The organism is Algoriphagus hitonicola, assembly GCF_900113375.1.
Taxonomy (GTDB): domain Bacteria; phylum Bacteroidota; class Bacteroidia; order Cytophagales; family Cyclobacteriaceae; genus Algoriphagus; species Algoriphagus hitonicola.
Genome location: NZ_FOPC01000011.1, coordinates 134,789 through 150,168, shown reverse-complemented (window position 1 = coordinate 150,168; position 15,380 = coordinate 134,789). Strand labels below are relative to the sequence as shown.

Genomic DNA, 15,380 nt, shown 5'->3' with positions numbered 1-15,380 from the left:
GCTCAGCTGGTCAAATCGTCAAATTTCAGTGGCAATAGGTGCTTGATTCCCTCCATTCGGTACACCAGCCCATCCGGTCTCAAAAAAACCATCCGAATCGGTGATTTAAACCGTTGCTCTACCTCATTGATATTTTGCCTACAAATACCGCATGGGGAAACTTTGGCCCAAACTTCATCCCCTGTTCTCCGTGCGGCAATGGCCAGAATTTTGACCGCCTGGTCCGGGAAATTTGCCCCGGCATAGCCCAGTACCAGTTGCTCCGCACATACTCCTGCCGGAAAACTCACATTTTCCTGATTGCTACTCTGTAGGATTTTACCGTTTTCCAAAAGCACCGCAGCTCCCACTTGAAAATTAGAATAAGGCGCATAAGCCTGCACACTGATGGCTTTTGCCTTTTCCAAAAGTTGCAGTTCCTCCTCGGTCAACTCCGCCAGGGTCAGCACTTCAATTTCATTTGATTGTGTCAATTTTTCCATTTTTAAGTAGAAGATGGGTGAAATCGAACGGATAAAGTAAGGAATTGTTTGCCAAAAGAAGATCATTTGCCTTTTTTGGGCCGGTTTTATTTTCCAATTTAGCTTACTAATTCTTCTTCTATGCACCGAATTTTGATTATTGGAGCAGGCAAATCGTCCACTTATTTAATTGATTTTCTTGCCGATAGCTGTAGTTCCAAAGACCGAACGCTAACTTTGGCTGACCTTGATCCCGATTTAGCCAAAAAAAGGCTTAAAACCCGTAAAAATACCTTTGCCAAAAAACTGGACATCGAGGATGCGGAAAACCGAAGAATGCTTATTCAAGAGTCCGATGTGGTGATTTCCATGCTTCCGGCCATGATGCATCCCATGATTGCCAAGGATTGTTTGGACTTGGGCAGGCACTTTTTCTCTGCTTCTTACGAATCCAAGGAGCTCCGCGCCATGCGATCAGAAATCGAACAAAAAGGCCTGCTATTTCTCAATGAATGCGGGCTAGACCCGGGAATTGACCACATGTCCGCGATGAAAATCATCAATGAAGTCAAAGCCAATGGAGAAGAAATCATTTCCTTCAAGTCTTTCACGGGAGGACTTTTGGCGCCCGAAAGTGAAGACAATCCCTGGAAATATAAGTTTACCTGGAATCCCAGAAATGTAGTTTTGGCCGGAAAGGGTCTTTCCCGGTATGTAGAGCAATCCCAGCTTAAATATGTCCCATATCATCAACTATTCCGAAGGATTGAAAAAATTCAGGTGGATGGAATTGGGAATTTCGATGGCTATCCCAATCGGGACAGTTTGGAATATCGGGAAATCTATGGGCTTCTTGACATCCCGACATTATTGCGTGGAACGCTGAGAAGGGAAGGCTTTTGCAAGGCTTGGGATGTTTTTGTACAATTAGGAATGACCGACGAAAGTCTCAGCCTTACTAGACCTGCAGAAAGTAGTTTACGTGAATTTTTAAACAGTTTTCTTCCCTTTGACCCAAATCGAAGCGTCGAAGAAAAACTGACCTCACTAATTCCCGAAATGGATTACGAAACTTTTGAGAAAATCCAATGGCTGGGCTTTTTCTCCGATCGAAAACTCCCCAGAACCACGGGAACACCAGCTGAAATCCTTCAGGATATTCTCGAAATCGACTGGGCCCTGGATGAAGATGATCGGGATATGATTGTGATGCAGCATCTTTTTGAAATCAAAAGTCAATCGGGAATTCGGAAATTGACTTCCAGTCTGGTCTGCAAAGGAGAAAATTCCACCTATACTGCAATGGCAAAAACAGTCGGCCTTCCTCTTGCCATGGCCGTAGATTTATTTTTGGATGGAAAAATCACTGCAAAAGGCCTTCGCCTCCCTATCTTAGCGGAAATTTATGATCCGATATTGCTGCGATTGGAAAAAGAAGGCATTGTCTTTACCGAAAAAACCGAAGAGCCTCCTTTAAGGCTTTAAAATCAGGGGTTCCAATCCGCCGGAGGATTTAGTTGGGCGCCTTCTACCTCTCTACAATCATCCGGAATAATGGTTTTGGGCTGGACAAAGTCAAGCTGGGCTGCATCGATATAAATCCTCCTGACCGATTCCGCTCCGGCGATAAAATAGCCCAACACGACTTCATCAGGATCTTCCAAGTTGATCATATTACTGCGGATGTTTGCCGGGGGAGGATCAAATACAGAGCCGCTGATCTCGGTCTGCTGCTTGACCAAGCGTAAAAACCGATAAGCCTCCTGAGAAATACTAATCTGCCGTAAATCCACCCGATAGGTATTTACAAATCGAAGCCCATCATCTTCAATAAAGCCAACGGGTATCCGAGTAGTCAAGCCATTGAAATTGTCATCATTAGCAATAAATATCCCCTGATTTCCGACCATTTCGGAGCGATAGCAGGTAATGCAGCATTCCTTGGGCTGGGGATCCCGGCTGGGATTACTATCAGATGGACGGGGAGTGAAAAGATCCGGACGGGTTTCCAATACATAAACGGAGGGGCCATTTCTCCAGAAATAAAAATTATTCTCCTCCTCCGGATCCGAGATTTCCGCTAAAATCTGTACTCCCGAACGGTCATTTTCCTCCCCTTCCGCGGGAATCCGAATAGTTTCCAGCTCCACAGAATTGATCTCCGGCACGGCATTGACTTGCTCTGGAAAAGAACTGTAAACCGCACCTTGGGAAGTTTGAATCTGCAAGGAATAAGATCGACCCACTTCTGTTGCGAAACTGGGATCGGTAAAGTAAGAACCCCGCTCATCGGAATCCTCCTCGAGAAAACTCACCTTTCCCAAATCATCCCTCACGATCACCGTGGCACCGGTCACCGGTCTGACCAACCCTTCAAAGACAGACCCATACCGATCGCTTCTCGTCAATCTCACCCGTTGTCTTCCCGGTTCGGATGTGAGGACTGCCTCCACGGTCAGCAGTTGCTCCTCGCCTGGGATTTCCACCTCAAAAGGATCCACACATGCGGAGGAGATCAAAAGAAAGGCAAATAAAAACTTGGTTAGCTTTTTCATCAGAATGCAATCGAATAACTTAAACTTGGAAGCGGCACTCCCAATATGGCCAATCGGTTAGCTTGGGGAGGTGCGCCGGTTTCATCCACAAAAAAGAGGGAGAATGGATTTCTTCGCCCGTACACATTCAAGACCGAAAAGGTCCAGTCTCCATCGGCAAATTTGCTTTCTCCTCTGAATTTGAAATTGACGGAGAAATCCAATCGGTGAAAATCCGGAAGTCGTTGTTCATTTCTCCGATCAAAATAGGCCAAGGAATTGCCGGAATAGTCAAATTTGGCCTCAGGAAATGTAACCGGCCTTCCTGTGCTATATCCGAATGTGGCGGATATGGACGTATTTGTACTTACCTTGTAATTTCCGATCAAAGTGATGTCATGGGGTTTGTCAAAATTGGAAGCAAACCATTCCCCATCGTTGATGATCTCCTCTTCGAAAGCAGTAATCACCCGACGGAGACTTCGCGAATAGGTATAAGAAATCCACCCGGTCAATCTCCCCAGGTTTTTCTTGGCATAAAGCTCAATTCCGTAAGCTCGTCCTTGGGCAGGAACCAGCTCGGTTTCCAGGAAATTCTGCATGATCAGATTTGCGCCATCCTTGTATTCTACCACATTTTGGATGTCCTTATAATACACTTCTATGGACGTTTCAAAAATATTCCCTTTGAAATTATTATAGAATCCAAGCGAATATTGATCGACGATCTGAGGGGCTAGAAATTCATCACTCAGCTTCCAAAAGTCCGTGGGAGCTATGGTCGCCGTATTGGAAATCAAATGGATAAACTGATACATTTTGTTGTACCCTGCCTTGATCGAACTCGCTTTGGAAAGGGAATACCGAATCGATCCACGAGGTCCCAGTCCGGAGTAGTCGATGATTTTTTCTCCCTCTCCGTAGCCCTGCTCACCGATTGCCGATCCGTCGGATTTGGCTTGATTTTCGGCGTATTGCCGGACTGTCCGAGGACCTAGGTAACTGTACATATCGTAGCGCAATCCATAGGTCATTCCGATCTTTTCCCCAATTTCAAATTCATGTTGAACATGGGCCCCTGATTCCAATCCGTATTCATTTTGGACTTTTTTGGGTAAAATTCCAGATTCCTGAGAATCCGATGGCACCAATTCCCCAGGCTGGATCTGAAGGTTTTTAATATCTCCTCCGAAAGTGAATTTATGGGTAGGATTGAGTTGATATTGGAAAAATACCTTTCCCCCAAAATCAATAATTCCCGAATTCAGATCAAAGTCACTGATTCCCGATCGGTTAAAAATACTGTAGTCGTACTGGGTATAATAGCCCAATGCCTCCAAACTTAACCTTTCGTTTATTTTGCTTTTCCACTGCAGGGAATGGGAATTATTTTGCCAGGAAATGGTCGTATCCGAGGCAAAAGCAAAATCATCATAAGAAGTATAAAAACTGTAGGTAAATTCATTGGAGTCGCTGATTGGTGCAGAAATAACTACATTCCCATCATAAAAATTGGCTTGCGAATTCCGCAGATCAGGATTACTTAGTGACTTTAAAAACCAATTGATATAGGAGGCTCTGAATCCACCCCGGAATGAGATTTTATCTTTGACCAGAGGTCCATTGATTCCCACTTTCCCCGAGATATTACTTAGCATCAAATCTCCTCCCCAGCGGTCTAGCGCACCGGTTTTGGGGAGAATGTCCAAAATAGAAGAACCCCTTCCTCCAAATCGAGGAGGAATCACCGATTTGTATAGCGTCACGTCGTTGACCACATCTGGATTGAAAGAAGTAAACAAGCCAAATAGGTGCGTAGGATTGTAAATGGGAGCTCCGGCATATTGGATCAGGTTTTGATCAGCCCCGCCTCCACGGACATTGATACCGGCAGCTGCTTCACCTACCTGGGAAACTCCAGGAAGTGTAGCCATAGACCGAATGATGTCTACTTCTCCTAAAAAAGGAGGAAGTTCACGCATGGAATTCACGCTCAAGGTAATCGCACCCATATCCGTAGATCGGATGTTTTTCTCCGGATCACGACCGTAAATCACCACATCGTCGAGTTCAAAATCTTCCTGGATCATTCGAATCGACAGTCGCCCATCTCCGACTGCAGTGATCGGATAGCGGATGGTTTCATATCCTACAAAACGGAATTCCAGATTGTACTCCGCCCGGTCCAAAACCAATTCAAAACCTCCATTGGGATCGGTGACTTTCACCTGATCCAATTCAGGTACCGTTACCGTTGCCCCGACTAATGCTTCTCCAGTAATCTCATCGATAATCCGTCCGGATATTCGGATATCCTTCAATTGCCCGATGTCCCGACCAATAACCAGTCGCTTGATGGTTTCCTGCGCAAAAGCAGCTTGGAGGATGAATAGAAAAAAGAGTGGTAAAAATTTCTTCATAGTACGTTGATTAAATACCCTCCGGATCATATCGATACATTTCCATCGGGAAATCGCCCTGCAAGTTGATATCGGGAACCCGCATAATGTAGAGAAAATCATCCTTTTGGAAATGACCGACTACCACCCCCTGAGGAATAGTGGGTAGGGAGTTTTTTGGCTCCCATTCTAAGGTCCCCAAATCAAGTTCCCAAAGCTCACCGCTTCTCCGATAAAGCCCAACATAGGCCTTTTCGCCGATGACCTGACCCATTCCATAGCCCAGGCCCAAAGTCCCCGGATACTGACCCACTTCAGCCCAAGTTTGTGATTGGACATGGTAAGTCCAGAGTGCATGGTTGGAGCTGATCAAATAGACCATTTGATCCTTAATAAAATGCACATGAGAGGCATTAAATAATTCTGGAGGCGAAGGCAACGCTAACCAGGTTCTACTGGAGGGGTTGTATTTTCTAAAATAGGGTGGTCCTCCGATTTGCGAACCCAGCAGATACAGTTCGCCATTTACCTCAAAGGCCTTGGAATCCCGACTCATAAAATCCAAATCTTCCAATCTCTGAAAACCATCCTCCGTAATCTCATAAAAGCTGTATTCTGGATCAAACTCGTCCCGGCCAACTTCTATCACTCCGCCACCCAGGTAATGCTCCGTGGCAAAAGCAAAGGATCGAGGAATACCGGGAAAATTTATCCGGTCCCATTGATTGGTTGTAGGTTGATAGCGCTGAAAATAGGAAATCAACTCTCCTCCTTTGGCTAAGCCCAATCCAATCCAAAATCCTTCGGAATTTTGAAAAAACACATTTTCATAAAGCCGAATCGCCTCAGGAAACTCAGTCATCAGTTCAAAACTTCCAGACTGATATTCAAATTGATCTCCAAAGACTAAATCATTCCCCTGAGAAACAACCCGAATAGTAACCAATCTCTCTTGAGAAGTTGGAATACGTACGCGAATAAGACTTTCCAATCTGATTTCGAGTACTTCGGCTTTATTCTTCCCAAAAAACACTTGCGTATCAGAAGTAAAGTTCCTTCCTAAAATCACCAACTCCTCACCGGGAACCGAAAAATCAGGGGAAAAGGAGTCCAAATCGGCATTTAAGGTAGAAAACTCCACCACATTCCCGAATACCACCTCTCCCTTGAGATCCATAAATGATTTGATAAAATAATTTGCTCCGGACTTTAGACCTGCCGTTTCACCGATAAATCTCCCCGGTCCATCTTTGGCTCCTAGGGAAATCACCGTCGGATTCGAAAAATCACTATCCTCCGAAAGGTAAAATCCATGATCTGCCAAAGACACTGCCTGACCGCTGATTACTCTTCCCGATGCCCGAACTTGTTCACCGCTGACGAAGAGCAAGTCCTCCGTCTGAACGACCAATGTTTCATCTATCTCCTGATCACAGCCAATACCTAAAAAAAACACGGCCAAAACCGCTACTGATAAAATTTTCCTCATGAGTTGATCCCTAAAACTTAATTTCAAAAATAGAGATTAAAAGTACTTCAGCAACAGCCCTTTTGTTTTTTAACAAAATATATTTGAAATCCGGTTTTGAAATTGTCCGGTAAAATCAATATCCCAACAGAAATCCTGAAATCAGCCTTTTATATTCATCGGAATACGCTCCAGAATCATTTTTCAGACAAAGGGGAAATTGGGAAAAACTCCCCGATTGGAATTCAAATCCCACCGCCTCCCGATGAATCGGCAGATCAGATCGATCTCTGATTAAAAACTCAATAAAGGGAAACAGCCCCAATTTCTCCATTACTACTTTCAATTCATTCATCTGCCGAGGAGGCAAAATCACAAAAAACCGACCATTGGGTTTCAGCAATTCAGAAACCGCTTTTCCCAAATCCAAAAAACTCAATTCTCCCGTGTGCAGCGCTCGATTTCGCTGGGGATCAATAGACTTAAGATGATCTGGAAAAAAAGGAGGGTTAGACACGATCACCTCAAACTTTTCCTCCCTTCTAAAATCTTGGACGGCTCCATGGACAAGTTGTATCCGATTGGAAAAGGGACTTTTTTGAAAATTATCAGAAGCCTGTGTAGCCGCTTCAGCATCCAGCTCCACAGCGGTAAATAAGGAGCCTGGAAATCGCTGAGCCAGCATCAAAGCGATGACACCTGTGCCGGTACCAATATCCAAAATTTGATCTCCATCAATTGCCTCCACAAGTGCTCCCAAAAGCACAGCATCTGTGGAGATTTTCATCGCACAGCGATCCTGCTCCACCCGAAACTGCTGGAAATCAAACCAGGAATTTCCCATCAAGCACGGGCTTTGCTAAAAAGTCTGGTTCGGAATCGCGGCTTATCCTCCATGACATTCAAATCATCCTCCGATACCCGTTTGACACTTTCTATGGTATAAAACGCTTTCTCATCCACGGATTTTACTTTGGCGATAAATTCTTTGAGATTCTCCCGTTTCATCACGGTAAAAAGCAAATTAACTTTCCCAAATCGACCTTCGGCACCCACGTTGGTAAATCGATAATTCCGATCCTTCATAAACTCCATCAGTTCGTGCTGGGTTGCGGGAGTGATTACACGGACCAATACCCGGCCTAAAGCCAATTTTTCTTCAAAATACATCCCCACGTACGTACCCGTACCAAATCCAGCAGCATAAGCCACATAGGACATCGGGTTATTGATATTTTGAAAAATCTGCCCAATCGCCAAGAGCCAGATCAAGGCTTCAAAAAAACCAAGGACGGGAGCGATATTCTTTTTCCCGTTCATCATGAACATGATCCGGAGGGTATTGATCGAGACGTCACCTACCCGGGCAATAAAGATCAGGGCAGGCATAATCAGGTAATTAAATAGCTGTTCTGACACTCCCAAATTGTATAGAAAATCTTGCATGGCTTTTTTAATTCTGATTTGAGCCGCAAAGGTACGAGAATTATGGATGGCCTTTTCGATTTCGCTTGAAGGAAGCTAGATTTTACGGTCTTTTCCGGCAGGAATACCAAAAAACAAAAACTGTACGCTCATCAGCAGCAAAAACCAAATCAGCAAATCCCAATTACCGATGAAATCGAGGGAAATTCCAAAAAGCAAGGGACCCAAAGCAGCTAATACATAACCCGCCGACTGAACCATACCGGATAGCCGGGCGGTCGTTTGATCTTCGGCAGTTCGCAAGGAAATCAGGGTGTAAGCGATACTCAAGCTGGCTCCACTACCGATCCCAACGATGGTCAATGCAGTAAAAATTATTACACTTTGACTGAAAAAAAGCAAACTAAATCCCACAAAATATCCAATTGCCACTCCGATGATAACCACAGATTGCTGCTTAAGGCGCATTAGAATTTCGGGGGCAAAAAATGTTCCGATCAGGGAAATCATCTGCATGTAAGACAAAGCCAAACCGGCGTGCGTTGGACTCATGCCTTTGGCGATCAGCATATCCGGTAGCCAAGTTACCATGGTAAAATACATCACCGACTGTGCTCCCATAAATAAGGTGACTTGCCAGGCCAGTCTGGATTTCCAGACATTTTTTCCGGGAAAAATACTGCGCTGTGCGGCAGTAGGTCTTGGGTCCAATTGTGGGATCCAAAGCACCAGGGCCAAAACCATCAACACTGACCATGAAGCCAATGAACCTCTCCAGCCCATACCCAGGTCCAAGGCCAAGGGAACGCTGATTCCAGATGCTATCGCAGCAAACAGGGACATTCCGGTGGACAATATCGCCGTCATCAACCCGAGTTTGTGGGGAATTTTTGCCTTAAAAAAGGGAATCATCAGCACATTGGCGATCACGATCCCAATTCCCGTAAGGGCGGTACCAAAGAAAAGCAAATTCACTCCACCCAAAACCCGAATTACCACGCCGATCGACAAAATCGATATCCCAAGAAAAATCGCTCGTCCATGGCCCAAATACTTGCCGATACGGGGAGCAAAAAGGGAGAAAATCGCAAAGGTGATCAGGGACAAAGTCGTCAGAAAACCAGCCAATCCATTGGAAATCCCCAAGTCTTCCCGGATAAATGGGATCAAAGGCCCCACGGAGGCAATGGAGGTCCTGAGATTAATCGAGATAAAAACAATGCCCAAAATCAACAGAATCTGGGTTTTTTGTGCTGGTGTCAAGGTGATGGTTTTTGGGTAATCTAGATAGGAATTTTTAGGGTGAGAAACTAAAAAGAAAAATCAGAAACAGGACAAAAACTGTTGCTGATTTAATCTTATTTTTTGAATGAAGGAAGCCCAATTAAGCTCGGCTTTCGACCAGATCTTTGACACAGTTGACCCAGGTATCGCTTGAGTTTAAGCTCGGCACCAAATCCCAATGCTCTCCTCCCAATTCTTCAAACTGCTCCTTGTACTCCTCTCCCACTTCCACGGTAGTCTCCAAACAATCCGCCACAAATGCAGGTGAAAATACTAACACCTTTTTGATCCCGTCCTTTGCTAGTTCCTTGATTACGTCTTCGGTATAGGGCTTGACCCAGGGATCTTTGCCAAGCCGGGACTGAAAGCAAGTAAGTACTTTATCATCAGGTAAACCCAGCTTTTCTGCTACCAACCGGGTAGTCTGAAAACACTGCGCACGATAGCAAAATTGATTTTTCAATCCATATTTATTGCAGCATGCTCCTAGCTGACAGTAGCCATCCACGGAACCCTTTCTGATTTGTCGCTCCGGCAATCCATGGTAGGAGAAGACAAATTTGTCATAATCCTGCTTTTGCATGGCTTCCCGGCCTAACTCGGCCCAAGCTTCCAGAAACAACGGATGATCCACGTAATTGCTTACAAAAGTCATCTCCGGAATAATCTGCCAAGTTCGCGCGATCTCCATCACCCGATCAATCACCGAACCATTGGTGGCCGATGCATATTGAGGGAAAAGCGGCACTACGATGATTTTTCGGACTTTGGCATCCATGAGCTCTTTGAGTCCTGACTCGATACTCGGAGTTTGATAGCGCATGGCCATACTGACCAGGTATTCTTTGGGGTCCAATTTGGCAACCAGTTTATCTTTCAAATCTTGGGTGTGGAACAATAGCGGAGAGCCTCGATCCGTCCAGAGTTTACGATATTCTCCAGCGGATTTTGGGGCTCTAAATGGCGCAATTATCAGATTGACCAACATCCAGCGCGGGATAAAAGGAAAGTCAATCACCCTACCGTCCATTAAAAATTCGCGGAGGTATTTTCTGACATCCCCGGTTTTGGTGCTATCGGGTGTTCCGAGGTTCACCAGCAATACCCCAATCTTTCCTTTTGCTTTCGCCATGAGACAATTATTTTTTTGTTTAAAAGCCAAAAATAGAAGCTTTGGTTGCAAATATCGAATAGAAAGTATCGAAGAGCTTTCGATAAAAGCAATAAAAAAGCCCCAAAAAAGGGGCTAATTGTTTAAAGCTTGAGCATTAATCTTGGCTCACAATGTCGAGTGAAAATCGATTATTGATCTTTTTTCAAGAGTTTATCCACTTTCTCTTTTACTTTGGGACTCGTGTTATAAGCCATATAAATCGCTTCGAATTTTTCTGCGGGCATATCACTTTTTTCGATGATTCCCTGGACCTCTACCTGCATATCCTGCTGTAGTTTCATCACTTCCTGACCGATCGTATTAAATTTTTCGATTTCGTCCAAGTCTTCAGTTGCCTCTCTTAACGTACCGGCAGACTGTGCTTGTGCCAATTCCTGAAAGCGGGGCACTTCCATGCCATTATCCTGGATAGTTTTGACCATGTTCTGCTGGACTTTTTCCTGAACAGGCATAATTTCTTCGTTGATTTTTACAAAGGATTCAATTTCAGAATCAGAGAAGTCATCCTGAACCGGTGCCTGAGGGGGAGTCATTTGCTGTGCAAAAGCTGAAGCTGATAAAAAAACAACTGAAAGAACTAGAAAGGATAGAGATTTAATCGTGATTTTAAAATTCATAATGTAATAGATGTTGGTTTCAATTACTTAAAGTTAACAAATTCTATGTAAGGTCCCCAACAATATCCAAATGAAGGGTTTTCTTTAACGGTAATTAACCAGAAAATATAAAAATATTACAACCGAATGTAGATATAATTAAGGAACCTTTTCTGCTTTTAGGCTCCATTTCATGAGCGGTCCACTGGACATACTCGTGATAATTGCCATAATCACCAAAGCCACAAAAAGCTTTTCATCTATCAATCCGTTTTCCAAAGCAATTAACCCCAGAATGATTTCCATAGCGCCGCGCGCATTCATCCCAAATCCCACTGCCAAAGCTTCTTTTTTAGGATATCCTGAGCGTAAAGCTCCGAACCCGCTTCCCACGATTTTTCCCACAAAGGAAATCACCAATACCGCTAGGACCAACCAAAAGTCGAAATTGGTAAAGAAGTTGATCTTCAATCCAATCGACACAAAAAACAAGGGGGCAAAAATATTATTGATAAACTGATGGATAATTTCCTTGGCTCGCTCTGACATATGACTCGAATCTCCCAATGCTACCCCCAAAAGAAAAGCTCCAAAAATGGAATGGATCCCCAGCCACTCGGTAAAGGCTGCCGCCAAAAAACAAAAGGCCATAGAGAGAGAAAGTAATCCTCCCGGCCAAGCGAGGTTTTTATTAATCCAAGGCAGCACCCGATTGATCATGCCTTTGCCTAGTGTCAACATAAATACCGTGAACAACAAGGTGATTCCTATGGTATTGAAAAGCGACAAGCTCCCGCTCTTTCCCATAAAAGACAAAATCACCGAAAAGATCAACCAGCCAATGATATCATTGACCATAGCGGAGGCCACAATGACCATTCCCATCTTAGTTTTGAAGAGATTCATATCCATCAAGATCCTGACCACCACCGGCAAGGCCGTAATGGACATCGCAGTCCCCATAAATAAGGAAAACAGCAGACGCTCCCCATCGGCAAATCCAAAGAAGGAAGCAAAGAAATAGGGAAATACAAAGCCTAGGATAAAGGGGACAACCAAACCCAATAAACTGATATTCAGAGCCGATTTGCCTTGGGACCAAACCAAATGCAGCTCTACCTCAAGCCCAGCGATAAACAGGAGCAGAATGACCGCCATTTGGACGATGCCATCCAAGGCGATATTAGCAGAGGGATTGCTTTGAAAGAGATAGTCAAAAAAGTCTGGATTAATCGTCCCTAAAATGGTGGGACCGAGGATAATTCCCGCCAAAAGCTCCCCAACTACCGCCGGTTGCTTAAATTTCTGTGCGATTTCAGCAAATACCCGAGCCAAAATCAACATGCTGGCGAGTTGAAGAAGTAGGTTGATGACTTCCTTGTGAGCTAAACTTTCCATAAAAATTATTTAATGTAGAGAAAGTTAGTTGGAAGATTTTCAAGGATATTTTCCAATTCGTGAGGAAAAATCCGGTCTATAAAAGAATAGTCTTTGTTGTCACCCATGATGAGCAGATCCGCTTGGATAACTTCGCAGTACTTGGCAAGTTCGATAGACCATTTTCCAGCGGTAACTTTAATATTGATCCGAAGGTCCCCTTTATCCAGCCCGTTTAGGATTTGCTGGACATATTCGATTTCGTCCTGTACCAGTTTTCGTCGGGTATTGGCAACTTCCTCCTCCGAGCCCTCTCCCGCTGTGGCCATTTGTAATCCATACAGCTTGATTTCATTCAAAATATGTACTTGTTGGACCCCTGCGATTTTACAAAAATCCAATCCATATTCGATCACTTTTGGCGTCACTTCCAGTTGGGTACCATTGATGACTACCTTCGAAAAACTCCCTCCGTCGATTTTAGGACTAATCAGGGTAAGAACCGAACAGGGTGCCTTCCGGATTATTTTTCTTGCCACCGATCCCAGGTAATAAGTCAGGAAACCCTCTTTTTTCAATGCCCCCAAAACCAATAAATCAACGGATTCGTCCCGGCATGTCTGAAGCAGCATTTTCACCGGCTTACCCTGCTTCCAAGAGACCCTCACGTTGGATTCATTCAAGCCCTGATTGATCAAAATTTCTTTCAATTTATCTTCCAATTCAGGCGTTTTTTCTCCAATGTGAATCAATAATAATTCTGCATCAAAGAGCAGGACCAAGCGTTTAGCTTCTGCTATCAAGGCTTCTATTCTTGGAGAAAAGGCAATGGCTAGGCCGATTTTCTTATACATGATCGAGGAGAGGATTTGCCTGAAATAAGCGAAAATTCACAAACTCTACAAATAAATAAAGACCCACCCACTTATCCACAGCTAATCCCATTCAAGCAGATATGGGACATTCAAAAAAACTACACACCATATTTTCAAAGATTTTTGATAAAATTCATGAAATATTTGATCAGCTTGTGATCATTATTCGGAATTAAAACTCAAAATATTTATGAAGAAAATCGTACTAAGCTGCTTGCTGGCAGGAAGCCTTGGCTGGTCCCAATCGGTGCAAGCACAGGGCGACTATCCGACGCTCAGTCAGCTCAATCAACGACTGCAGACGCTTGGAAACCAAGCCTCAGCCGAACTTAAATCCCTGACCAAAACTGCCGGCGGAGAAGACATCTGGGTGCTCAAAGTGGGTACCGGTGATCTAGATCAAAAACCAGCCATAGCGGTAGTCGGAGGCGTGGAAGGATTTCATGTACTCAGTGTAGAACTAGCCACCCAGTTTGCCGAGAAACTCGTCAATGAGCATGCGGAAAAACTTGAAAGTACCACCTTTTATATTTTCCCCAATATGTCTCCGGATGCCTATAAGCAATACCACGCCACGTTGAAATACGAACGTCGGGGTAATGCTGCCTCAGTGGATCATGATCGGGACGGCAGTCCAGGAGACAATGGATACACCGACTTAAACGGTGACGGAATGATTACCTGGATGCGCGTAGAAGACCCGATGGGGGACTACAAGGTTTCCGAAGAAGATGAAAGAGTCTTGGTCAAAGCCGACCGAAGCAAAGGAGAAGCCGGAAACTACCTGGTTTTCAAAGAAAGCAAAGACGATGATCTGGACGGTAAATTTGCAGAAGATCTCGAGGAAGGAATCGCTTTTAACAAGTCCATGACCTTCAAATTCCCGGTTTTTGAGCCGCTGGCTGGGGATATCCCAGTTTCTCAAGTCGAATCCCGTGCGATGCTGGATTACCTTTTTGAGCAGTGGAATATTTTTGCGTTTGTGACCTTTTCACCGGCCAATAATCTATCAAGTCCACTCAAATACAATGCACAGAACGCGCGAAAGCGGGTGGTCACTTCCATTTTAGAAAAAGATGAAGCGATCAATGCGATGGTGTCTGGCATTTACAATGAAACCATTTCCCAAAAAGCCTATCAGCAAACCAATCAGGGTACCGACGGGGATTTTTTCCAGTGGGCCTATTTCCATTTTGGGCGCTTGAGTTTTGGGACACCGGGCTATTGGACGCCGGATTTCAAAGGCAAGGACAATCCTGAAGCAAATTACTTAGCATGGGCAGACTCCCTAGGATGGAATGAGGTATTTGTCCCCTGGACAGAAATCACGCATCCCGATTTTCCCGGTAAAAAAGTGGAAGTAGGTGGTATCAAACCCTTTGTGATGGTCAATCCACCTTTCGAAAAAGTAGGGGAAATCGCCGAAGAACATACCGAATTTATCCTTAAACTGGCCGAAATGCAGCCCAAACTGGAAATTCAAAATTTAAAAGTCGAGTCGATCGGAAATGGGCTGACTCGGATTTCTTTGGATTTGTTTAATAATTCACCCTTGCCCACTCATTCGGAAATGGGCGAACGCTCGAGATGGCTTCGCAAAATCAGAATTGACCTGAATGCTCCTGATGACCGATTGATTTCGGGTGAAAAAATCCAATTGGTGGATTCGATTGATGCCTTTGGAAAAACCAGTCTCAGCTGGATCATCCGAGGAAAGGGTGACATTAGCCTGAAAGCAGGAGCTTCCCATGTGGGATTCATCAACAAAACTTTCAACCTCTAAGCCA

General features: G+C 44.4%; 13 protein-coding genes. 2 read left to right on the top strand and 11 right to left on the bottom strand.

The annotated features are described in order from the left end of the window. Positions 1-2: 2 nt before the first annotated feature. On the bottom strand, positions 3-482 hold the full coding sequence (locus BM043_RS15095) for a cytidine deaminase (protein WP_092793129.1): 480 nt from the start codon (positions 480-482) through the stop codon (positions 3-5). A 120-nt stretch (positions 483-602) separates the two neighbouring features. Between BM043_RS15095 and BM043_RS15090 the strand changes: the two genes are divergently transcribed. After that, positions 603-1,946 carry a saccharopine dehydrogenase C-terminal domain-containing protein gene (locus tag BM043_RS15090; RefSeq protein ID WP_092793127.1) on the top strand — a complete coding sequence of 448 codons (1,344 nt, stop codon included), beginning with the start codon at positions 603-605 and terminating at the stop codon, positions 1,944-1,946. Positions 1,947-1,948: 2 nt separating this feature from the next. On the opposite strand, the gene BM043_RS15085 is transcribed toward BM043_RS15090, so the two are convergent. The 10 genes from BM043_RS15085 to BM043_RS15040 form a co-directional block, all read right to left on the bottom strand. Next, positions 1,949-3,016 carry a DUF4249 domain-containing protein gene (locus BM043_RS15085; RefSeq protein ID WP_092793125.1) on the bottom strand — a complete coding sequence of 356 codons (1,068 nt, stop codon included), beginning with the start codon at positions 3,014-3,016 and terminating at the stop codon, positions 1,949-1,951. Beyond that, positions 3,016-5,415 carry a TonB-dependent receptor gene (locus BM043_RS15080; protein ID WP_092793123.1) on the bottom strand — a complete coding sequence of 800 codons (2,400 nt, stop codon included), beginning with the start codon at positions 5,413-5,415 and terminating at the stop codon, positions 3,016-3,018. Before BM043_RS15080 ends, BM043_RS15085 begins: the two co-directional genes overlap by 1 nt. Positions 5,416-5,425: 10 nt before the next feature. Then, entirely contained in the window at positions 5,426-6,883 is a 1,458-nt protein-coding gene (locus BM043_RS15075; RefSeq protein ID WP_092793121.1) for an IPT/TIG domain-containing protein, read from the bottom strand. A gap of 115 nt (positions 6,884-6,998) precedes the next feature. Continuing rightward, entirely contained in the window at positions 6,999-7,706 is a 708-nt protein-coding gene (locus BM043_RS15070) for a tRNA1(Val) (adenine(37)-N6)-methyltransferase (protein ID WP_092793119.1), read from the bottom strand. Further along, positions 7,706-8,308: a DUF2179 domain-containing protein gene (locus BM043_RS15065; protein ID WP_092793118.1), complete on the bottom strand. Its 603-nt coding sequence runs from the start codon at positions 8,306-8,308 to the stop codon at positions 7,706-7,708. Before BM043_RS15065 ends, BM043_RS15070 begins: the two co-directional genes overlap by 1 nt. 75 nt (positions 8,309-8,383) lie before the next feature. After that, entirely contained in the window at positions 8,384-9,550 is a 1,167-nt protein-coding gene (locus BM043_RS15060; RefSeq protein WP_177188493.1) for a CynX/NimT family MFS transporter, read from the bottom strand. A gap of 121 nt (positions 9,551-9,671) precedes the next feature. Continuing rightward, positions 9,672-10,703 (bottom strand): ferrochelatase, encoded by a 1,032-nt coding sequence (gene hemH, locus BM043_RS15055; protein WP_092793114.1) that lies wholly within the window; start codon positions 10,701-10,703, stop codon positions 9,672-9,674. A gap of 170 nt (positions 10,704-10,873) precedes the next feature. Continuing rightward, a complete protein-coding gene (locus tag BM043_RS15050) occupies positions 10,874-11,362 on the bottom strand; it encodes a DUF4168 domain-containing protein (protein WP_092793090.1) in 489 nt (162 codons plus the stop codon). Positions 11,363-11,500: 138 nt separating this feature from the next. Continuing rightward, complete coding sequence (locus BM043_RS15045; RefSeq protein ID WP_092793088.1) at positions 11,501-12,739, bottom strand: cation:proton antiporter; 1,239 nt, start codon at positions 12,737-12,739, stop codon at positions 11,501-11,503. Between the two features lie 5 nt (positions 12,740-12,744). Beyond that, on the bottom strand, positions 12,745-13,572 hold the full coding sequence (locus BM043_RS15040; RefSeq protein WP_092793087.1) for a universal stress protein: 828 nt from the start codon (positions 13,570-13,572) through the stop codon (positions 12,745-12,747). Positions 13,573-13,783: 211 nt separating this feature from the next. Between BM043_RS15040 and BM043_RS15035 the strand changes: the two genes are divergently transcribed. After that, positions 13,784-15,376 (top strand): M14 family metallopeptidase, encoded by a 1,593-nt coding sequence (locus tag BM043_RS15035; protein WP_092793085.1) that lies wholly within the window; start codon positions 13,784-13,786, stop codon positions 15,374-15,376. The last annotated feature ends 4 nt before the right edge of the window (positions 15,377-15,380 follow it).